The 20,225-nt window shown below is 61.1% G+C and carries 22 protein-coding genes; 10 read left to right on the top strand and 12 right to left on the bottom strand.

Going from position 1 to position 20,225, the window contains the following annotated elements; translation table 11 throughout:
* The first annotated feature begins 488 nt into the window (after nt 1–488).
* A complete protein-coding gene (locus tag ABOK31_RS13635; RefSeq protein ID WP_349956367.1) occupies nt 489–1,028 on the top strand; it encodes a hypothetical protein in 540 nt (179 codons plus the stop codon).
* Between the two features lie 100 nt (nt 1,029–1,128).
* Here the strand turns inward: ABOK31_RS13635 and ABOK31_RS13640 are convergent, their stop codons facing one another.
* On the bottom strand, nt 1,129–1,560 hold the full coding sequence (locus tag ABOK31_RS13640) for an OsmC family protein (RefSeq protein WP_349956368.1): 432 nt from the start codon (nt 1,558–1,560) through the stop codon (nt 1,129–1,131).
* Nucleotides 1,561–1,962: 402 nt separating this feature from the next.
* Between ABOK31_RS13640 and ABOK31_RS13645 the strand changes: the two genes are divergently transcribed.
* The gene (locus ABOK31_RS13645; protein WP_349958953.1) at nt 1,963–2,724 is read left to right on the top strand and encodes a FadR/GntR family transcriptional regulator; all 762 of its coding nucleotides are present in this window, start codon (nt 1,963–1,965) and stop codon (nt 2,722–2,724) included.
* Between the two features lie 30 nt (nt 2,725–2,754).
* Entirely contained in the window at nt 2,755–3,903 is a 1,149-nt protein-coding gene (gene dgoD / locus ABOK31_RS13650; protein WP_112502608.1) for a galactonate dehydratase, read from the top strand.
* A gap of 144 nt (nt 3,904–4,047) precedes the next feature.
* Here dgoD and ABOK31_RS13655 read toward each other — a convergent pair whose 3' ends face one another.
* The 7 genes from ABOK31_RS13655 to ABOK31_RS13685 all read right to left on the bottom strand — a co-directional run bounded on the left by ABOK31_RS13655 (nt 4,048) and on the right by ABOK31_RS13685 (nt 9,145).
* Nucleotides 4,048–4,536 (bottom strand): hypothetical protein, encoded by a 489-nt coding sequence (locus tag ABOK31_RS13655; RefSeq protein ID WP_349956369.1) that lies wholly within the window; start codon nt 4,534–4,536, stop codon nt 4,048–4,050.
* Nucleotides 4,537–4,902: 366 nt separating this feature from the next.
* A complete protein-coding gene (locus ABOK31_RS13660) occupies nt 4,903–5,619 on the bottom strand; it encodes a Bax inhibitor-1/YccA family protein (RefSeq protein WP_174177126.1) in 717 nt (238 codons plus the stop codon).
* Between the two features lie 22 nt (nt 5,620–5,641).
* Nucleotides 5,642–6,412, bottom strand: a complete 771-nt coding sequence (locus ABOK31_RS13665) for an anti-sigma factor (RefSeq protein ID WP_174177128.1) — start codon at nt 6,410–6,412, stop codon at nt 5,642–5,644.
* The gene (locus tag ABOK31_RS13670) at nt 6,399–6,938 is read right to left on the bottom strand and encodes a sigma-70 family RNA polymerase sigma factor (RefSeq protein WP_174177130.1); all 540 of its coding nucleotides are present in this window, start codon (nt 6,936–6,938) and stop codon (nt 6,399–6,401) included. The genes ABOK31_RS13665 and ABOK31_RS13670 overlap by 14 nt, the downstream gene beginning before the upstream one ends.
* 63 nt (nt 6,939–7,001) lie before the next feature.
* The gene (locus ABOK31_RS13675; protein ID WP_349956371.1) at nt 7,002–7,925 is read right to left on the bottom strand and encodes a bestrophin family protein; all 924 of its coding nucleotides are present in this window, start codon (nt 7,923–7,925) and stop codon (nt 7,002–7,004) included.
* Nucleotides 7,926–8,048: 123 nt separating this feature from the next.
* Nucleotides 8,049–8,801, bottom strand: coding sequence for a peptide-methionine (S)-S-oxide reductase MsrA (gene msrA, locus ABOK31_RS13680; protein ID WP_349956372.1), 753 nt, complete (start codon nt 8,799–8,801; stop codon nt 8,049–8,051).
* 134 nt (nt 8,802–8,935) lie between these two features.
* Nucleotides 8,936–9,145 carry a SlyX family protein gene (locus ABOK31_RS13685; RefSeq protein ID WP_349956373.1) on the bottom strand — a complete coding sequence of 70 codons (210 nt, stop codon included), beginning with the start codon at nt 9,143–9,145 and terminating at the stop codon, nt 8,936–8,938.
* A gap of 235 nt (nt 9,146–9,380) precedes the next feature.
* On the opposite strand from ABOK31_RS13685, the gene ABOK31_RS13690 reads away from it, so the two are divergent.
* The 5 genes from ABOK31_RS13690 (at nt 9,381) to ABOK31_RS13710 (ending at nt 14,528) form a co-directional block, all read left to right on the top strand.
* Nucleotides 9,381–10,217 carry a metallophosphoesterase gene (locus tag ABOK31_RS13690; RefSeq protein ID WP_174177136.1) on the top strand — a complete coding sequence of 279 codons (837 nt, stop codon included), beginning with the start codon at nt 9,381–9,383 and terminating at the stop codon, nt 10,215–10,217.
* Complete coding sequence (locus ABOK31_RS13695; RefSeq protein WP_349956374.1) at nt 10,214–11,377, top strand: ABC transporter ATP-binding protein; 1,164 nt, start codon at nt 10,214–10,216, stop codon at nt 11,375–11,377. The genes ABOK31_RS13690 and ABOK31_RS13695 overlap by 4 nt, the downstream gene beginning before the upstream one ends.
* The gene (locus tag ABOK31_RS13700) at nt 11,370–12,293 is read left to right on the top strand and encodes a sugar ABC transporter permease (RefSeq protein ID WP_349956375.1); all 924 of its coding nucleotides are present in this window, start codon (nt 11,370–11,372) and stop codon (nt 12,291–12,293) included. The genes ABOK31_RS13695 and ABOK31_RS13700 overlap by 8 nt, the downstream gene beginning before the upstream one ends.
* Nucleotides 12,290–13,126: a carbohydrate ABC transporter permease gene (locus ABOK31_RS13705; RefSeq protein WP_349956376.1), complete on the top strand. Its 837-nt coding sequence runs from the start codon at nt 12,290–12,292 to the stop codon at nt 13,124–13,126. The genes ABOK31_RS13700 and ABOK31_RS13705 overlap by 4 nt, the downstream gene beginning before the upstream one ends.
* 136 nt (nt 13,127–13,262) lie before the next feature.
* Nucleotides 13,263–14,528: an ABC transporter substrate-binding protein gene (locus tag ABOK31_RS13710; protein ID WP_174177144.1), complete on the top strand. Its 1,266-nt coding sequence runs from the start codon at nt 13,263–13,265 to the stop codon at nt 14,526–14,528.
* Between the two features lie 71 nt (nt 14,529–14,599).
* On the opposite strand, the gene ABOK31_RS13715 is transcribed toward ABOK31_RS13710, so the two are convergent.
* Together ABOK31_RS13715 and ABOK31_RS13720 are read right to left on the bottom strand one after the other, a co-directional pair.
* Nucleotides 14,600–15,583 carry a substrate-binding domain-containing protein gene (locus ABOK31_RS13715; RefSeq protein WP_174177146.1) on the bottom strand — a complete coding sequence of 328 codons (984 nt, stop codon included), beginning with the start codon at nt 15,581–15,583 and terminating at the stop codon, nt 14,600–14,602.
* Nucleotides 15,584–15,649: 66 nt separating this feature from the next.
* Nucleotides 15,650–15,784 (bottom strand): hypothetical protein, encoded by a 135-nt coding sequence (locus tag ABOK31_RS13720; RefSeq protein ID WP_349956377.1) that lies wholly within the window; start codon nt 15,782–15,784, stop codon nt 15,650–15,652.
* 49 nt (nt 15,785–15,833) lie between these two features.
* On the opposite strand from ABOK31_RS13720, the gene ABOK31_RS13725 reads away from it, so the two are divergent.
* Nucleotides 15,834–16,754: a 3-hydroxyacyl-CoA dehydrogenase gene (locus tag ABOK31_RS13725; protein ID WP_174177148.1), complete on the top strand. Its 921-nt coding sequence runs from the start codon at nt 15,834–15,836 to the stop codon at nt 16,752–16,754.
* 36 nt (nt 16,755–16,790) lie between these two features.
* On the opposite strand, the gene ABOK31_RS13730 is transcribed toward ABOK31_RS13725, so the two are convergent.
* Nucleotides 16,791–17,246 (bottom strand): MarR family transcriptional regulator, encoded by a 456-nt coding sequence (locus tag ABOK31_RS13730; protein WP_349958954.1) that lies wholly within the window; start codon nt 17,244–17,246, stop codon nt 16,791–16,793.
* A 72-nt stretch (nt 17,247–17,318) separates the two neighbouring features.
* Here ABOK31_RS13730 and ABOK31_RS13735 point away from each other — a divergent pair, with 72 nt between their 5' ends.
* Nucleotides 17,319–18,479: an NAD(P)/FAD-dependent oxidoreductase gene (locus tag ABOK31_RS13735; RefSeq protein WP_349956378.1), complete on the top strand. Its 1,161-nt coding sequence runs from the start codon at nt 17,319–17,321 to the stop codon at nt 18,477–18,479.
* 63 nt (nt 18,480–18,542) lie between these two features.
* Here ABOK31_RS13735 and ABOK31_RS13740 read toward each other — a convergent pair whose 3' ends face one another.
* A complete protein-coding gene (locus ABOK31_RS13740) occupies nt 18,543–20,129 on the bottom strand; it encodes an aldehyde dehydrogenase (NADP(+)) (RefSeq protein ID WP_349956379.1) in 1,587 nt (528 codons plus the stop codon).
* Between the last annotated feature and the right edge of the window lie 96 nt (nt 20,130–20,225).

Below are 20,225 nucleotides of genomic sequence, written 5' to 3' on the forward strand. Positions count from 1 at the left end.
CGCCCCTCCCCTTGAGCACTGCATTTCAGTGAAAATGACAGCCCAATGCCCGAGTACGAACTATATACCAAACGCGCTCCACGCGCAGGATATTTTGTAGCAGGCCTGGATCGAGGCAGCCGCGAGGGATTGCAGACGCATGCGCGAAAACACACCTTCGCATGGCAAGATTGATTGATGGCGCCAAGTCACAATTTTACGACGCCGCAATATAGCCAATACTTATCAAACCGCCGACCATTTGAATTGGTGTTGCGACGGCATCCTCTTTATTTGTCCAATGAATAGTCGGACTGCGAGACGAAATGTCGAGAGCGCCGTCAGTTATGCGATGGTGAGTAGCCGGCCGTCATGATCGGCCCTGCCAGGCTCGCGATAAATTTTCCCGCCCCGTTGGAAAACCTCCGAAAGAGGACCTTATGCCCATCCACAATTTGGGTGGTCAGGCATGAATTTGAGAGTGGAGCAATCAGGGAGGAAAATCGAACATGAGCAGCAATTATGACGAGATCCGTCGAGATATGAACGTGGGAGCAGGCCTCACGGATACACCAGCCCTGTGGACGACCATAAAAGCCGGTGTGATCGGGGGCCTCGCGGGCGGCGTCCTGATCTGGATATATGAGGCGATCGTCTGGGTTGGTGTCCAGCAGCTCATGCCGCTGGCGGGCATTCCCCGTAATGCCACAGGCCTCGTATTCGGCAAGACGGTGCAGGAAACTTTGGGACTGACGGCGTATTTCCTCGGCACGGCAATCCACTTCTCCTTCGTTTTTGCCTGGGGCATCGCCTTTGCCTATATCTGGCCGTACTTCCGGCGGCGCGGCTTCGAGGCGACGTTCGTGGCATTGTTCTACGCCGTAGTGATCTGGATCGTGATGCATGCTGCCATCATGGTGGCCACCACGGATCATCCGAACTATTTCGATCCGATGGTCGTTATCGGTGGCTTCATGTCGCACTTTTTCTACACGGTGCCGCTGGCTTTGATCGTGAAGCGACGCCTTGCGGCAGTAGCCGGCGCGTAAGGCCCATTGGCCAACGAAACGCACTGCTTTGAGCATCGCGCGCAGCATTCTACGGGCACTTCGCGCCGCGAAGTGCCCGTAGAATCATGAGATCCTGAGCTTAGGCGGCGTGAACTTCCAAAGAGATCGGAACGGAAGCAAGTGCCTTGGAAACCGGGCAACCGGCCTTTGCCTTGTTGGCAAGTTCGGTGAACGTGGCTTCATCGGCGCCGGGAACCTTGCCCTTGAGCGTCAGGTGGATCGCCGTGATGGCAAAGCCTCCTTCGACGCTTTCAAGCGTCACCTTGGCCGTTGTCTCCATGCTTTCGGCGGTGAAACCGGCTTCATTGAGGATCAGCGACAAGGCCATGGTGAAGCAACCCGCATGCGCCGCACCGATCAGCTCTTCCGGATTGGTGCCGGCAACGCCTTCGAAGCGGCTGGCAAAGCCGTAAGGATAGTGACTGAGCGCGCCGCTCTGCGTCGAAATCTGACCCTTGCCGTCCTTCAGACCGCCGGACCATTGAGCCGAACCTGTGCGATTGATCTGCATGTCGTCCTCCTTGTCGTTGAATGAGCCTCGGGGGCGGAACCGCCTTTCCCGTGATGATCGACGGCAAGCGGCACGGCCGCCCGCATCGTCACCATAGTCCTTCTATCCGTCGAAGACGACGCCGCGGTAACAGACGCGGCGTCGATCCGGAAAACGGCTGCGCCAGGCGCATTGTTCCTGAAAACGCGATTGCGCCAGTTTTTTCAAATCATCATACAAGAATATTGCCAATGTATGATGATTATCGTATGATGATTTCAATGTTTGGTCACCAACCGTGACCGGCCATCATCTGCATGAAAATCCTGCCCCTCTCCGGTCGAGAAAGAAATTCGGGCAGAACATGCGAAATGGTGCGGAGGAGATAGGGTGGAATCGCTCGAAAGACAGGGGCACGACTCCATGGCTCAGCCGGCGCGTCGTCCGCGCGTGCGCAAGAATGTGACGGCGGCGATCGCCGAAGACATATGCGCCGAACGCTATCCTTCCGGCTCGACCCTGCCGCGCGAAAACGATCTCTGCGAAATGTACGGCGTCAGCCGCACGGTTATCCGCGAATCCCTCAAGGTGCTGGAGTCCAAGGGTCTCGTGCGCGGCAAGCCGCGCATCGGCACCACGGTCTGCGACAAGGACGACTGGAACATTCTCGACCAGGATGTGCTGGAATGGATGGGGCCTTATATTGCCGATTTCGATATTCTCGGCTCCATCCTCGAAGCGCGCCGTACCATAGAACCCGCAGCCGCAGAATATGCGGCCGAGCGCGCTACTGCTCGCGAAATTGCCGACCTGGAGAGCGCATGGCAGCAGATGCGCGACAGCGGCAATGACCCGGAGGGCTTTACCGAGGCCGACGTGACCTTCCACAAGCTGCTGCTCAGCGCCAGCCACAACCAGGTGTTCCGTCGCCTCTCCAGCGCCATGCATGCCGGCCTCAAATATGCGCTTCACGCCTCCAATGTCGCCGCCCATAGCCGCGACGAGGCGATCGCCGTTCACGGCGAACTCGTGGAAGCGCTGCGCCTTCGCGACCGCGATGCGGCGCGCACCTGCGCCCACCGCATGCTCGATCTTGCCGCCCGCGATCTCGCCGTCGAACGACGGCTGGACAAAGGCCGGAAAACAAATCCCGAAACCCCGAGATCCGCGGCCTCGCGCCGCTGACGCAACCCAAAGCCAAACGGAATCATTCCTATGAAAATCACCAAGCTGACGACCTATATCGTTCCCCCGCGCTGGCTGTTCCTGAAGATCGAGACCGATGAAGGCATCGTCGGCTGGGGTGAGCCCGTGGTCGAGGGTCGCGCGCTCACCGTACAGGCAGCCGTGCACGAGCTGGAAGATTACCTGATCGGCAAGGACCCCTTCCTCATCGAGGATCACTGGAATGTCATGTATCGCGCCGGCTTCTATCGCGGCGGCGCCGTTCATATGTCGGCCCTTGCCGGCATCGACCAGGCGCTCTGGGACATCAAGGGCAAGGCGCTCGGCCAGCCGATCCATTCGCTGCTCGGCGGCCAGGTGCGCGACAAGATCAAGGTCTACTCCTGGATCGGCGGCGACCGCCCCTCCGACGTCGCCAACAACGCCAAGGAGGTCGTTGCCCGCGGCTTCAAGGCGATCAAGCTCAATGGCTGCGAGGAAATGCAGATCGTCGACACCTATGACAAGGTGGAGAAGGCCGTCGAGACCATCGCCACCATCCGCGAGGCGATCGGCCCCTATATCGGCATCGGCGTCGACTTCCACGGCCGCGTCCATCGTCCGATGGCCAAGGTGCTCGCCAAGGAATTGGAGCCCTACAAGCTGCTCTTCATCGAAGAGCCGGTGCTTTCGGAAAACCGCGAAGCCTTGAAGGAAATCGCCAATCATTGCTCGACGCCGATCGCGCTCGGCGAACGCCTGTACTCGCGCTGGGACTTCAAGTCGGTCCTGTCGGACGGCTATGTCGACATTCTCCAGCCCGATCTATCCCATGCCGGCGGCATCACCGAATGCCGCAAGATCGCGGCCATGGCCGAAGCCTATGACGTGGCGCTGGCGCCGCATTGCCCGCTTGGCCCGATCGCGCTTGCCGCCTGCCTGCAGGTCGATGCCGTCAGCTACAACGCCTTCATCCAGGAACAGAGCCTCGGCATCCACTACAACAAGGGCAATGACATCCTCGACTACATCTCCAACAAGGAGGTGTTCCACTATGCCGATGGTTTCGTGAGCATTCCGCAAGGCCCCGGCCTCGGCATCGAAGTCGACGAAGCCTATGTCATCGAGCGTGCCAAGGAAGGCCATCGCTGGCGCAACCCGGTCTGGCGCCACGAGGACGGCAGCGTCGCCGAATGGTAAGAAGAGAACCTTCGCGACCTAGGAGCGAAGAACGGTAAATTTCAGCCAAAGCGGCCGGCAATCGCATCATCGCGGCTGCCGGCCGCTCTTTTGAAGCGCTCGCGAAACGAGAACCACCGGACACGCAGTCGTCGAAGGGCAATCCTACTGGAAGGCGGGGCGATATAGGCGTGTTGCCAGTTCCAATGATGCGGCAGTCTCATCGAGGGCCTTCAGTACCACACCGATATCCTGTGATGGATTGCTGTAGAACCAGTCGATGGTAAAACGCAGGGTCTGGCCGAGCTGCTTGGTATTTCCAGCCATCGGCGGCAGCGCCAGGGCGCGCAGTTGCATGTTCTCGCCGCCACGCGCCTGATCCCGCGTCCACCACGCCAGAAACTCCAGCGCCTTCAGGCCCTTCTCGTCCGGTTCGATCGTGAAGCCGATCGAAAGCAGCAATTCGTCCGGCAAACCGCCCTTGGTTCTGCGCAACGCGGCAGCGGGCAGATCCGCATAGGCACCGGGCAGAGAAAGATCCGAGAGAGCGACATCGGGGAGATAGACCTTGCCGAGTTCGGCTTCCGTGATGCCCGGTATGGCTTTGACGGCTTCAGTCAGCCGGGCCACTTCCTTCGGAGCTTCATTGGCCATGGACTGCATCGCCACAGACTGGACGATCCCGAGTGCGAGAAATAGTCGTTGCCACCATCTTGCCACCGCTCAAACCCGTTTTCGAAGCCGATAGTGCAACTTGGCAAAGGTGGCCGAGAAAATCAAACCATAGCGGGAGAAATTGGTGGCGTCGATGCTACGAAGGACAGAATTCCGGCGGGCTGAATGATCCGGATTCGGTCTTGGACATAGCCACAAAAAAGTTGCGCCTGCAGTATCGGCGCAGATACTGCAGGCGCGTCATGCGTCTCAACAAGCCCCCAGGGAGACGCATTACCGGAGCATGATCACCAAAGGCGTGGAGTGCCCTTTAGCTCAGACCATGCTCAAGCAGGCAATTTCAAACTACTCCCGCTCGCCGGTGAAATTCAGCAGCAGCTGGAAGATGTTGACGAAGTTCAGGTAGAGCGACAGGGCACCGAAGACGGCGAGCTTCTGCTGCGATTCCTGATCGTAATTTTCGGCATACTGTTCCTTGATGTTCTGCGTATCCCAGGCGGTCAGGCCGACAAAGACGACGATACCGATGACCGAGATGGCGAACTGCAGAGCGCTCGAACCCAGGAAGATATTGACGATGCTGGCGATGATGACGCCGAACAGACCCATCATCAGGAACGAACCGATGTTGGAAAGGTCACGCTTGGTCGTGTAGCCGTAAAGGCTGGTCGCGCCGAACATCGTCGCGGCGATGAAGAAGGTGCGGGCGATGCTCGTGCCGGTGAAGACCAGGAAGACCGAGGCCAGCGACAGGCCCATGACCGCGCAGAAGGCCCAGAACATCATCTGCGCCGTGCTGGCCGACATCGACTGGATACGGAACGAGAAGAAGAACACGAAGGCGAGCGGCGCCAGCATGACGACCCACTTCAGCGGGCTCTGGAAGATGGGTACGTAGAGCGCCGGCGTCGTGCCGACGATCAGCGCGACGATGCCCGTCACGACAAGGCCGATACCCATGTAATTGTAGACGCGCAGCATATGCTTGCGCAGCCCCTCGTCGAAGAGCGCCTGAGAGCCGGCGGCGGCTCCGTAGCCGTATCGCGGATTGGTCGGGTTCATGGTCGTTCTCCTTTAATCCAAACTAGTAGAGGCTGCGGGCAAGCTTTTCGGCATCGCCGTCCAGCTGGCCCGCCTTGCCATTGCCGATCAGCGCATAGGCAACTTCGCCGATCTGCCAATAGGCAGCCTGGACATCGTCACGCTTGATGTGACTGACGTCCTGGACGGCGAAATTGCCCGGGCGGACGGCGAAAAGTGACAAATGTCCATCTTCTCCGGCATCGACCATCATTTCGATGCTTGGGCCGAACTCGGACGGATAGATCTGCGCATCGGTGACGCGCCAGTCCCCCGGCAGTTCCGGCAATACGATTGCCGTCGAAGCACGGATTTCTTCCGGATTGTAACTCGCAGCCGCCGCTTGCGGCTTGATCTCCTCGCGCACGGCAGTCGTCTTATAGGCGCGCACCGCATCGTCGACAAAGGCCGGCGGCCGCGTGGACGCACTGACCTCGCTCGCCGTAAAGGCACCGAAGGACGTATGTGCGACCCAGCCGGTCGTCACCAGCACGGCGATGGCAGCAACCCGCTGGAAGGACCCCAGCATGCGGCCATAGACCAGCCCGCGCTCCAGCCGCCGCGCGGCCTCACGCGTTTCTGCCCGGACCACATGGCCTTCTCCGGCCAGCGCCATGCGCAGCTCGCCGCGGATGCTCATATCGGCCATCACCTTGGCGGCGATCTCCGGATGCTCCGAGAGATAGGATTCCACCTCGACACGGCGCGCGAGAGTGAGCTCGCCATCGACATAGGCGTCGAGATCGGTATCGATGATCGGATCAACGATTTTCATTGCCGCCTCCCTCGATAAGCCTGAGATGTGAAACCTTGGAGGTAGCCTCCTCGAAACTACGCAGCGTCGCCCGTGCCCGCGCAATGCGGGACATCAGCGTGCCGACAGGAATGCCAAGTGCAGATGCCGCCTCCTGATAGGAGAGATCCTCGATCGCCACGAGATGCAGCGCCTCGCGCTGCTCCTCGGGCAGATTGAAGAATGCCTCGCGGACCTGGCTCAAACGCACCGTATGGTCCTGCGATGCCGGCAATGCCGTTTCGAGGTCAGCCGCGGCTTCCTCGTGACGACGGTTCAGCGACTTCTTCTGACGCAGGCGGTCAATATGCACATTGTGCAGGATCGACAGCAACCAGGTGCGCAGATTGCCGCCGTGGCGGAAAGATGCTTTGCGCTCATATGCCTTGACCAGCGCGTCATGCACCAGATCTTCGGCCTCGTCCGCATTGCGCACGAGCGAGCGGGCGTAACGTCTCAGCGAACCGAGCTGCCCCAAAACATCGAATGTGCGTCCTTTGCGTTCCATACTCCTATATACGGAAGCACTCCGGATTCTATTCCATCGCCCGGCGAATATTTTTGCAGATTTTTACATCAGCAGGAAATCCTTGGGCTGCGGCAACGGCGGCAGGTCGGTTTCGCCGAGCGCTTCGCGCAGATTGATCTCGATCGTATCGGCAAGGGCGCCGATGGCGAGCGCATTGGGACGATGGCCGAAAGGATCCTCCAATTCGTCGCCCAGCGCATCGAGACCGAAGAAGGTATAGGCGATCAGGGCCGTGACGAAGGGCGAACCCCAGCCGAGCGTATCGACATAGCCGAAGGGTAGCAGGAAGCAGAAGAGATAGGCGGTGCGATGCAAAAGCAGCGTATAGCCGAAAGGCAGCGGCGTATTGCGCAGCCGCTCGCAAGCCGCCTGGGCCGCACCCATCTGGCCAATCGTGATATCCAGCATCTGATATTGAATATCCGAAATCGCACCCGATGCCTTCAGCCGCGCGAGATCGGCGGACATCAAGCGCAGGATAAGGTCGGGCCGGTTCTGAGCCGCATGGTAGAATTCCGCCTCGCTTGGGGTCAGCAGGCGCAGCACCTTGCCCTCGTCGCTGCCTTCACGCAGAAGACAGACCAGCGCCTGTGTAAAGGCCATGGTCAGGCGCAGCAGGTTTTTGCGCGCCTCTATACCAGCCTCGCCCGCACCCTCCAGCACCAGCGTCTGGCGAGCGAAGCTGCGCGCGAGATGGACGAGTTGCCCCCAGTCGCGCCGCCCCTCCCACCACCGGTCGTAACAGGCATTGTTACGGAAACCGAGGAAGATCGAAAGCGCGATACCGAGCAGCGACAGCGCCGAGCCGTTGAAGGAGACGATGAGGTGCGGCTTCTCCTCATGCCCCCAGACGATCAGCGTGGACAGGAGGAAGATGGCGATGATCTGCGGCAGGATGCGCCGGATGATCGACCCTCGAACGATGAAAAAAAGCTGGAAGAGATTCGGCCGGTCGCGGACGATCATGACGAAGCGCACTCTCGATGAATGTCTGGTGAGGGAGCAATACACCAGACAAGCCGGGAGTAACGAGCATTTCTTGCAAGGCGGCCCTGACCAGCGGGCATCGCTCGCCGGTCAGGCGGACCATCATTTCGCGCTGGCGCTTGCCGTCACCAGAACCGGGTCGGCGCGATAATCCCCAGGGAAGAGATGCTGCAGGTTCTTCACCTTCGGCAGGTCGTTGATGACGATATAGGGATAGCTCGGATGCGTCGTCAGGAAATCCTGATGGTAATCCTCGGCGGCATAGAATTGCCGCGCCGGCTCGATCTTGGTGACGATCGCGGCATCGAAGGCCTTGGCGTGGTTGAGCTGATCGATATAAGCCTTGGCGATATCGGCCTGCGACTGGCTCGTCGGGAAGATCGCCGAGCGATATTGCGTACCCGTATCCGGCCCCTGATAGTTCAGCTCCGTCGGATCATGGGCAACGGAGAAATAGATCTGCAGCAGATGGCCATAGCTGATCTTGCGCGGATCGAAGACGATGCGCACGGATTCGGCATGGCCGGTATCGCCCGAGCTCACCATTTCATAATGAGCTGCATCCTTGCTGCCGCCCGTATAGCCCGATGTGGCACTGATGACACCGTTGACGTGTTGGAAGACGCCCTGCACACCCCAAAAGCAGCCGCCGGCAAGCACCGCTGTTTCCGTGCTGGCGCTAATCGCTTTTTCATCCATGCTCGGCGCGGGAATGACCCGCGCATCCTCGGCCGATGCGCGACCGACAAATTGCAGTGCGATGGCGCCGACCAGCACTGCGGCCGCCGTGAGTCCGGCAAGGCGCGTAACCCGCGCCGAGCCAATACGGATCATATCTGTCGATAAAGTCTTCATGACACTCTCCTCTCGACCGCCATTCTAAACGCTTCGGTCACAAGGAGATACGGAAAGGCGAGGCTCAATGTTACATACGGTCGCGTGTAACACCGAAACGTGAACGAGACGGCGGCCTTGTTCAGAAATGATGTTCAGTAATGGGGCGGCTTGGTAATCGCCGGCGCGTCGAGCGATTGCTCCTCCAGCGTCAGAAACCGCTCGGTCAGCCGGTCGAGCTTCTGCCTGGTCTGCTCGACCACCTTCCATTGCTCGGCAATCTGGTCGGAAAGCTCCTCGATCATCTTCACCTGATGGGCGACCGTCTCTTCGAGTTTGGTGATGCGGCTTTGTTCGTCTGACATATCTGATCCCTTTCGCAACGATCTATAGCAGCCTGGCAATCGCGTACAGTGCTTCCGTTCGACATGATGCGGGCAGCACCCTCGTTTGACGACGATGTGACAAAACTGAAAAACAGATGAAAAGACCCGTTACCTAACTGACATGGGGGCCTTCTAAAGAGAGCGCAGAGACGCGCCGGTTTGAAGGCCATTCCTTCCGCAGGCGCACCCTTTCTAGAGACTGCGGAGAAGCGCCTTGAAGATCATCCAGATCACCGACACCCATTTGAGCCCCAACAAGCCGCATTTCAACGGCAATTGGGAGCCGCTGGCGAAATGGATCGAGGCAAGCGGCGCCGATCTCGTCGTTCACACTGGCGATCTCAGCGTCGACGGCGCAGACAAGGACGAAGATCTTATCTTCTCCATGGATCTGATGCGGCAAGTCTCCGTGCCGATGCTGATCGTGCCCGGAAACCACGACGTCGGCCACCTGCCCGGCTCTTATCAGCCAGTCAATCCGGAGCGGCTGGAGCGCTGGCGTCGCCTCGTCGGTCCCGATTATTGGGCGAAGGACGTCGACAACTGGCGGCTGATCGGCCTCAACAGCCTGCTGATGGGCTTCGAGGATGCCGAAGAGCAGAAGCAGTTCGACTGGCTGCAGCAGATGCTCGAAAGCCGTGGCGAGCGCCGTGTTGCCCTCTTTGCCCACAAGCCGCTCTTCGTCGATGCGCCGGATGAGGGCGACACCGGTTACTGGAGCGTGCGCCCGACCCAGCGCCGCCGTCTTTACGATCTGATCGCGGCCCATGACGTCGCCCTTTTCGGCAGCGGCCACCTGCACTGGACCTGGGAAGGCCGCTTCAACCGTACCAACCTCGTCTGGGCACCGCCCGGCGCCTTCATCCTCGACAAGATGGAACGCGAAATGCCGGGTGAACGGCTGATCGGCGCCGCGATCCATGAGCTTGGCGAGACGGTGTCGACCGAGCTCGTCGCCGTACCCGGCATGACCGCCTACTTCCTCGATGACGTCGTCATGGAAGTCTATCCGCAGGCAGCACCGAAGGCACAGAAGGAGCCGACCGAATGAGCGCACTCTCGCTTCGCGGCATCGCCAAATCCTTCGGCGGCAACGCCATCCTCAAGGGCGTCGATCTCGAAGTCCAGCCGGGCGAGTTCATCGCCCTCGTCGGCCCGTCCGGCTGCGGCAAGAGCACGCTGCTGCGCATCCTCGCCGGCCTTGACCATGCCGACAGCGGCGAAATCATCCTCGGCGGCAGCGACGTTTCAGGCGTTGCAGCCGCCGACCGTAACATCGCCATGGTGTTCCAGTCCTACGCGCTCTATCCGCACCTGACGGCCTCGGAAAACATCGCCGTGCCGCTCGCCATGCGCCGCCTGTCGCGCATCCAGCGCCTGCCCTTCATCGGTGCGCTGATCCCCGGCCAGCGCGCCACCCGCTCCGCCATCATCCGCGACGTCCGCGAAATGGCGACGTCGCTGAAGATCGACCACCTGCTCGACCGCAAGCCCGGCCAGATGTCCGGCGGCCAGCGTCAGCGCGTGGCGCTCGCCCGCGCCATGGTGCGCCGCCCCGCCGTCTTCTTGATGGACGAGCCGCTTTCCAATCTCGACGCCAACCTGCGCGTCCATGCCCGCGGCGAGATCGTCGATCTGCACCGCCGCGCCGGCGTGCCGACGGTCTACGTCACACACGACCAGGCCGAGGCGCTGTCGATGGCCGACCGCGTCGCCGTGATGATCGGCGGCCAATTGCTGCAGCTCGCCTCGCCGCAGGTGATCTATGACGATCCCTCGCATATCGAAGTGGCCCGTTTCGTCGGCCAGCCGCGCATCAACCTTTTGCCGGCGCGGGCTGAAAGCGGCATCGTCGCCTTCGGCGGCATCCGGCTTACGCTGGAAGACGGCAGCATCGCCGGCAACAACGTCACGCTCGGTATCCGTCCGGAATTCGTGAGCCTCACGCAAAACCGGCAGGACGCGCTGGCAGCGCATATCGAGCGCATGGAGTTCCTCGGCTCCGAAGTCATTCTCTATGCCAAGCTCGACGCCATCGGCGAAACCATGGTCGTCAAGCTCGCTCCCGCCGAAGTTGCCGGCCTTTCAGCCGGCATGCCCATTGCGCTGATCTTGGAGCCAGAACAGGCGATGGTCTTCGCCGAGGATGGCCACCGCCTACGCGCGAGCCCGACGACCGTCGACGCCACACGGGAGAAGGCGCATGGCTAGTATTGCCGCCACATCCCTGCCGATGCGGACGGCCGCGGCCCGCGAACGCAGCGAAGCCCGCACGGCTCTGCTCTTCGCCCTGCCCGCCATCATCCTGATCGTGCTCTTCATCCTGGTGCCAATCGTTGCCGTCGTCGTGCTCGGCTTCACGGACTTCCAGCTCGGCGACAAGAGCCTGCGTTTCGTCGCCTTCGAGAACTACGCGCATCTGCTGCGTGACCGCGCCTTCATGAAATCGCTCTGGAACACCACGGTCTATACGGCGATCGTAGCGCCCGTCTCGATCGTGCTCGGCCTCGGCGTCGCATTGCTGATCGAGAGCGAAGGCATCGGCCGCAGCTTCTTCCGCACGGCCTATTTCCTGCCCGTCGCCTCGCTGATCGTGGCGATGGCGACCGTCTGGCAATATCTCTTCCATCCGACGATCGGCCCGATCAATGCGCTGCTCGCTGAAATCGGCCTGCCCGGTCCGAACTGGCTCGGCTCGTCGGCAACGGCGCTCTACAGCCTGTCGATCATCGGCGTCTGGCAATCGGTCGGCTTCAACATGGTGCTGTTCCTGGCCGGTCTCACCGCCATCCCGCGCGAGCTTTATTCTGCAGCGGAAGTGGACGGCGCAAAATCGGCGTGGGATCGCTTCTGGCTCGTCACCTGGCCGATGCTCGGGCCGACGACGCTCTTCGTCACCACCATCAGCATCATCAATGCGGTGAAGGTCTTCGACACCGTGAAAGCGCTGACCGACGGCGGCCCGAACCATGCGTCGGAAGTCCTGCTCTTCAGCATCTACCAGGAAGGCTTCGTCTATCTCCGGGTCGGCTATGCCTCGGCGATGACCACGGTGTTCCTCGCCATCCTCGTGGTGCTGACCTTCCTGCAATATCGCATCCAAGACCGGCAGGTGCATTACACATGACCTCGACAGGCTTCACTCCCGGCCGCATCCTGCGCCTCTCTCTGCTGATCCTGGGCTCGCTCATCTTCCTGGCGCCCTACATCTTCATGATCTCGACCGCCGGCAAGGCGCAGGACGATATCTTCACCTCGGCGCTAAAGCTGATCCCGACGCATTTCTATTACGTCGAGAACATCGCCAAGGCGCTGAACAAGGTCGACATGGGCACGCTGCTGATGAACGGCGTCCTCGTCTGCGGCCTGATCTTCTTCTTCCAGGTGCTGATCGCCATCCCCTGCGCTTACGCCATGGCGAAGCTGAAGTTTCCGGCGGCACGCACCATGATGGTGCTGATCATGCTCGGCCTGCTGATCCCGATCCACGCGACCGCGCTGCCGCTCTATGTCGGCTTCAACAGCCTGTCGCTCTTGAACAGCTACACGGCTCTCGTGGCGCCCTTCTCGATCTCGGTCTTCGCGATCTTCATGTTCCTGCAGTTCTTCCGCGCCATGCCTGATGATCTGATCCATGCGGCCCGCCTCGACGGCATGTCGGAACTCGGCATCGTCGCCCGCGTCATTGTGCCGAATGCCTGGCCTGCGGTGACCGCTTTCGCGATCTTCTCGGTCGTCGCGCACTGGAACGACCTCTACTGGCCGCTGATCGTCATCAGCAAGCAGGATTATTTCACGCCGCCGCTGGGCCTCATGTATTTCCGCGCCGCCGAAGCCGGCGACGATTACGGCGCGCTCATGGCGGCGACCCTCATCATCACCCTTCCCCTCGTCGCGGCATTCCTTCTCGCACAGAAGCGTTTCGTCGAGGGCATCACCATGACCGGTCTCAAGGGCTGACCGGTTCCCTGGAGCGGATGATTTTAGATCGCATCGGTCTGAAATCTGAATCCGCTCTAGAATCAAAGAAGTAGAGCATGATGTCGTCCGAAAACCGCATGCACTTTCGGCATCATGCTCGACAGGAGAACGAGCGATGAAGCATATCACCCAGATTCTCGCCGCCGCAGCCATTTCGATGGTCGTGACGGTCCCGGCCTATGCCGAAACCACCCTGACGGTTCACTATCCCATGCCCGGCTTTTTCAAGAACGTGATGGATACGATCTCGAAGAAGTTCATGGAAGAAAATCCCGACATCAAGATCCAGTTCGCCGCTCCTTCGGCCACCTATGAGGAAGGCATCCAGACCATCCTGCGCCAGGCCGGCACCAGCGAAATGCCCGATGTCACCTTCATCGGCCTCAATCGCCTGCGCATGATGGACGAGCGCAACGTCGCCGTCGACCTCGGCCCCCTCGTCAAGAAAGAGGGCAACATGGCCGAGCAGGGCTTCTCGGACACGATCCTGAAGCTCGCCCAGGTCAAGGGCAAGCAGGTCGGCCTCGCCTTTGCGACCTCGAACCCGATCATGTACTACAACGCCGATCTGGTGAAGGCTGCCGGCGGCAACCCGGACAACCCGCCGAAGACCTGGGATGAGGTCATCACGCTCGCCGGCAAGATCAAGGCGCTCGGCAACGGCGTCGACGGCATGGACTTCCGCTGGCAGGGCGACGACTGGATGTTCTCCGCCCTCCTTTTCGGCGCTGGCGGCAAGATGCTGAGCGACGACGAAAGCAAGGTTGCCTTCAACGGTCCCGAAGGCCAGAAGGCCGTCGAGATGATCCAGCGCTTCGTCAAGGAAGGCGGCATGCCGGTCTTCACCAAGGCCGCTGGCGAACAGGCCTTCGCTGCCGGCAAGGTCGGCTTCGAATTCCAGACCACCGGCGCCCTCGTCAACACCATCAAGAATGTAGGCACCAAATTCGACCTGCGCACTGCCAAGCTGCCGCTGATCGACCCGGTCAATGGCCGCCTGCCGACGGGCGGCAACGCCGTCGTCATCCTGACTCATGATCCGGTCAAGGAAGAAGCCGCCTGGAAGTTCGCCAAGTTCGCCGCCGGCCCCTATGGCGCCTCGGTCGTCGTTCCCGGCACCGGCTATGTTCCGAACAACGAGCTTGCCGCCAAGTCTGCCGAATATCTCGGCGACTTCTATAAGAAGAACCCGCTCTTCCAGGCCGGCCTCAGCCAGATGTCGATCATGGTTCCCTGGTATGCCTTCCCGGGCGCTAACGGTGTCAAGGTCACGCAGACCATCGTCGACAACCTCTCGCGCATCGTCGACGGCTCGGCCACGCCGAAGGAAGCGCTCGACGACGCCGCTTCCGACGTCGAAGGCCTGCTGCCGCGCAGCTGATCTCTCGATCCGGTCTGAACAATCCGCGCCGCCTCTCCTCGAGAGGCGGCGTTTCCGTTCGCAGACGGGCGTCAGGGTTGAAGGGTGAGATTGCGCACCGTGCCGCCCGCGCGCATCCGATAGGGCACGGTCAGATGACGCGGCGGCGCGGCATTTTCGGCCATATCGAGCAGCAGCGAGGCCGCTGCCGCCCCCATCGTCCCATCCGGAATTTCCACCGTCGTCAGTGGAACCTCACCCAGAAAACCGAGAGAAATTCCGTCGAAACCTGCGACCGAAATATCGCGTGGAATCGAAAGCCCCTGCCGTCGAAGCGCTCCCATCACTCCAAGCGCGAGAAGATCGTTGGAACCGATGATCGCCGTCGGAGCAAACCGCGAAACCGCATCCGAAAGATCGAGCTGCTCCAGGCTGTTTACGAAGGAGATCTCCAGAGCGTCGAGGGGTTGTTGCCCCGCCGCTTCCATGGCCCTGATATAGCCGAGATAGCGCAGCTTCGCCCGATCCGATGCCGAAAAATGGCCCGATATGAACAGGATGCGGCGATGCCCCTTGCAGAGGAAATGATCGGTCAGATCCCTCCCCGCGCCGAAATTATCGGTCGCGACTGCCGCGGTGAAGCGGCTGGTCGGCAGGTTGCCAAGCAATACGGTCGGCGGCAGGGCGGATGACAGGAGCAGGCTGCGTTCGGGATCGCAGAGTGTCAGGATCAGCCCCGTCGGCTGCTGCTGGAGCAGTGAGGCGACGGCATCGGCCTCCTGCGCCGGATCATAATTCGATTGCGCGATGAGCACGCTGTGGCCGGCATGGAGCGCCCTGTTCTGAATGCTGGAAAGCGAAGCCGCGAAGACCGGATTGGTAATGCTGGGAATAAGCACCCCGATCGCCGGCCGGCCGTTGCCGGTGCGCCCACCCGCTCGATAACCGAGCTCTGCCGCCGCCCGCCGCACGCGCCGCACCATTTCGTCGCTGACCGGGCCATTGCGATTGAGCACCCGGCTGGCAGTCGCGACCGAACAACCGGCCCGAAAGGCGACTTGCTGGAGCGTCGACATGATATCAAGCACCTCCGGCTTCGGATTTTCGGCCCAGACTGATAGAGCCCTGAGAATTACGGGGATTTATATCAGATCGATGACAGTTATTTGACGCCCGCTCGCCGCTTCTGCGACATCGGCGCCCTTGACTTTGCTGCAACGCAGCAGATGTTCGTCGTGATCGCTGCGGCGAATGATGCTGTCATCAACCGATGCCATGATCGCTGCGCTGTGATCCGCAGATCCGACCCCTTGAAAGGATGCTCTCATGTCAGAAGCAGAAGCACGGACGCCTGCCACCTCCGCCGACAAGATCCAAAGATTGTTCTTTCTCGACATCAACGACGGACGAATTCTCTCTTCCGCCATCGACGGCACCGATCTCAAGCTCATCGTCCAACGGGCCGGCCGCAGCCCGGACGGCATTCTCGTCGACAGCGAGAACGGCTGGATATATTGGACAGAAATGGGCAACGACTACAATGCCCATGACGGCTCCATCGAGCGCATGGACCTCGATGGCAGCAACCACATCACGCTGATCCCGCCGGGCAGCACACTGGTTACGCCGAAGCAGATCCAGATCGACCGCGACAACGGCAAGCTCTATTGGTGCGACCGCGAAGGCATGCGCGTCATGCGCGCCAATATCGACGGCAGCGACATCGAAACCCTGGTGCAGAACGGCGAAGGCCTCGAAGACAGCGCCGATATCGAACGCTGGTGCGTCGGCATCGCCCTCGACCTGCCGCTCGGACAGATCTACTGGACCCAGAAGGGACCGCCGGATGCCGGTCTCGGCCGCATCTTCCGCGCCGGCGTCAATATCCCTGCGGGCGAAACCGCAACGAGCCGCAGCGACATCGAAACTCTGCTGGATAAACTGCCGGAACCGATCGACCTCGAGCTGGATCTCGCCACCCGCACGATCTACTGGACCGACCGCGGCAATCTCCCACGCGGAAACACCGTCAACCGCGCACAGATGGACGATATCGCAGCAACATCGGAAGTCGTCCTCGAAGGCCTGGACGAAGGCATCGGCCTGTCGCTCGATCTGCCAAATAACCGCATGTTCTTCACCGATATCGGCGGCAATCTCTATTCCGCAAGCCTCGACGGCGCGGGCGAACGCGAACTGCTGCACCATGCCGGCTCGTTCACCGGCATCGTCTACGCCGAAATCTGAATGCCGACCATTGTAGGTGCGCGAACTACAGTGCGCCTACGCCCCATCCTCCTCGGCCACAATCCGATCCAGATTCTGATTCAGCCGGCGCATCAGTTGAACCAGCGTCTGAACTTCATCGGCACTGAAGCCCGACAGAACCTGCTCCCGCCCCTCCTCTAGAGCCTGACGCGCAGCCGGGAGCTTGGCAACCGCCGCATCCGTCAGTGATATGAGGCTGCTGCGGCCATCGGTCGGATCGGGCGTGCGCCGGATCAATCCGTCCCGCTCCATGCGCGCCAGCATCTGCGCCATCGACGGCTGCTCGATCTTCGCGAATTTCGCCAAATCCTTCTGCGACATCTGCGCCCCATTCCGAAGCAGATACAGCACCGGCAGCTGGCCGATATTGAAGCCCAGCACCTTCACCCGCCGCTCGCCGAGCCGCGAAAAAGCGCGAGACGCCATGTTGATCAGCGGCACCGGCGTATCGAACAAATCCCAATCACTCATCGCCATCCATTGCATAGGTACCTATGTTAATTTATATAGGCGCCTATCTACAACAATATGAGAGCCTTGTCCATGAAGTCCTATCCCCGCATCGCCATCATCGGCGCCGGCCCCAGTGGCCTGACGCTGGCGCGCATCCTCCATCAGAAAGGCATCGCGACAACCATCTTCGAACGCGAGGAACATGCCCTTGCCCGGCCGCAAGGCGGCACGCTCGACCTGCATGTCGAATCCGGCCAGCTGGCACTGCGCCACGCCGGCCTTTACGAAGAATTCCTGACGATCGCCCGCTACGAGGACCAGGGAAGCCGGCTCTACGACAAGGACGGCACGCTCATCTTTGCCGATGACGATGCCGATGCTTCCGACAGGCCGGAGGTGGATCGCACCGCGCTGCGGCAGACACTGCTCGCCTCCCTGCCGAAAGAAATCATCTGCTGGAACCATAATTTGCGCGAAGTGCGCCCGCGCGACGACGGCACCTATGATCTGGTCTTCGAAAACGAAACGATCGGCCCTTTCGATCTCGTTATCGGTGCCGATGGCAGCTGGTCGAAGGTCAGGCCGCTGGTATCCCCCTACCGCCCGCAATATACCGGCATTACCTTCATCGAATTCGGCATCGACGATGTCGATGCGAGCCATCCCGATCTCGCAGCCCTGGTCGGCCGCGGCAAGATCGGCGTCGAGGCCGATGGACGAGGCCTGATCGTCCAGCGCAACGGCAATTCCCATCTGCGCGGCTACGCGATCTTCCGCGTACCGACCGAATGGGCCGAGAAGACATTCGACTTTACCTCACCGGCAAAAGCCCGGGTGCGGCTGGCCGCGGAATTCGAAGGCTGGGCGCCGCGCATTCTTGGCCTTATCAAGGCCGGCAACGATCATATCGTTTCGAGGCCGATCTATGCATTACCGGTCGGCCACCATTGGCAGAACCGTATCGGCATCACGCTCCTCGGCGATGCCGCGCATGTGATGTCGCCCTTTGGCGGCGAAGGCGTGAATATGGCGATGCTGGATGCCGCGGAGCTTGGCCGTCAGCTTCTCGAAAACGACGATTGGAAAAACGCCGTCAAAGCCTATGAAACAGATATGTTCGAACGCGTCGTCGAGCCGGCCGAACACGCCGCTGAGGCCGTCGCCACAGAGCTCTCCCATCTCGGAGCGGAGCTTTCTCTCCAGCATTACAAGGCACATCTCGAAGCCCGCCTTCAAGATTCGGCCGCCTAGCATCGAGCAAAGGAAAAGCGGGCCAGTGCGGCCCGCTCCGAAGACGTTACTTGGGGTGTCGGCTTAATTGCCCTTGCGCACGCCGTCGAGAAGATGCGGCAGCGACCTGACGCCCTCGTTGCGCAGCTCAGCCGGAAGCAGGCCTTCCGGCAGATCCTGATAGGAGACCGGGCGCAGGAAGCGGCGGATGGCCAGCGTGCCGACCGAGGTCGTGCGGCTGTCCGAGGTTGCCGGGAAAGGCCCGCCATGCACCATGGCATGTGAAACTTCGACGCCGGTCGGCCAGCCATTGGCGAGAATGCGCCCAGCCTTGCGTTCGAGCACCGGCACCAGCTTGGCGGCCGTCGCATAGTCATCCGCTTCGATCTGCAGCGTCGCCGTCAGCTGGCCTTCGAGCTTTTCCGCAACCGCGATCATCTGCTCGATGTCCTTGCAGCGCACGAGAAGGCTCGCCGCGCCGAAGACCTCGTGGCCTAGACGTTCATCCGCCAGGAACTGTTCGACGTCGGTCTCGAAGAAGATGCCGGGGCTGCGGTTGACGCCTTCGGCCGGCGCGCCGTGGGCGACGGTCTTCACCGCCTCATGCTCGGCCAATGCGGCAACGCCCTTGTCGAAGGCGGCGTGAATGCCAGGCGTCAGCATCGGTGCCGGCGCGCGGCCGGTCAACGCATCGCTAGCAGCATGGACGAAACGATCGAGATCCGGGCTTTCGATAGCAAAAAGCAGACCCGGATTGGTGCAGAACTGACCGGCTCCGAGCGTCAGCGAATCGATGAAGCCCGTTCCGATCGCTTCGGCACGCGCGGCAAGTGCTGCCGGGAAAAGGAAGACGGGGTTGACGCTGCTCATCTCGGCATAGACCGGGATCGGCTCGGGTCGGGCCGCAGCGATGGCACCAAGCGCCAGGCCACCGCCGCGCGAGCCGGTGAAGCCGACGGCCTTGATGCGGGGATCGCGCACCAGGGCGGCACCCGTTTCGTTGGCACCGGTCAGCAGCGAGAACGTACCTTCCGGAAGACCGGATGCGGCAACGGCGGCGCGGATGGCCCGGCCGACTAGCTCGCCCGTGCCCGGATGAGCCAGATGCCCCTTGACGACGACCGGGCAACCGGCCGCAAGCGCCGAAGCCGTGTCACCGCCGGCAACAGAGAAAGCGAGCGGGAAATTGCTGGCGCCAAAGACGGCAACCGGGCCAAGCGGGATCTGGCGCAGGCGCAGATCGGCGCGCGGCAGCGGCTTGCGCTCCGGCAATGCCGGATCGATACGCAGATCGAGCCACTCACCGGCACGGACCACCTGTGCGAACAGCCGCAGCTGGCCGATCGTGCGGGCACGCTCGCCCTGCAGGCGCGCCACCGGCAGGCCGGTCTCTTCGGTCGCCCGCTCGATCAGCACATCGCCGATCTCCATGATGTTGTCGGCAATCTTTTCGAGGAATGCTGCGCGCTGCTCCGGGCTGGTGGCGCGGTAGGTGTCAAACGCCCGGGCCGCCAGTTCGCACGCCTTGGCAACGTCGCTTTCGCTGGCGATCGCAAAGGCCGGTTCCAGGTTTGCGCCGGTTGCCGGGTTGATGGCACGCGCGGTTCTGTTGTCGCCGGTGGAATCTGAGCCGATCAGCAGATCGCCGCGAATCTCGAAAGACTGTGTCATGGGTATTCCTTGATGATGTCGGAGCGCTAGGGGATGGCGCTGCGAGAGCAGATAGCAGGATGGGATGACAGATATAAGATGATAATCGTCATCTAA

This window comes from Rhizobium sp. ZPR4 (assembly GCF_040215725.1).
Taxonomy (GTDB): domain Bacteria; phylum Pseudomonadota; class Alphaproteobacteria; order Rhizobiales; family Rhizobiaceae; genus Rhizobium; species Rhizobium rhizogenes_D.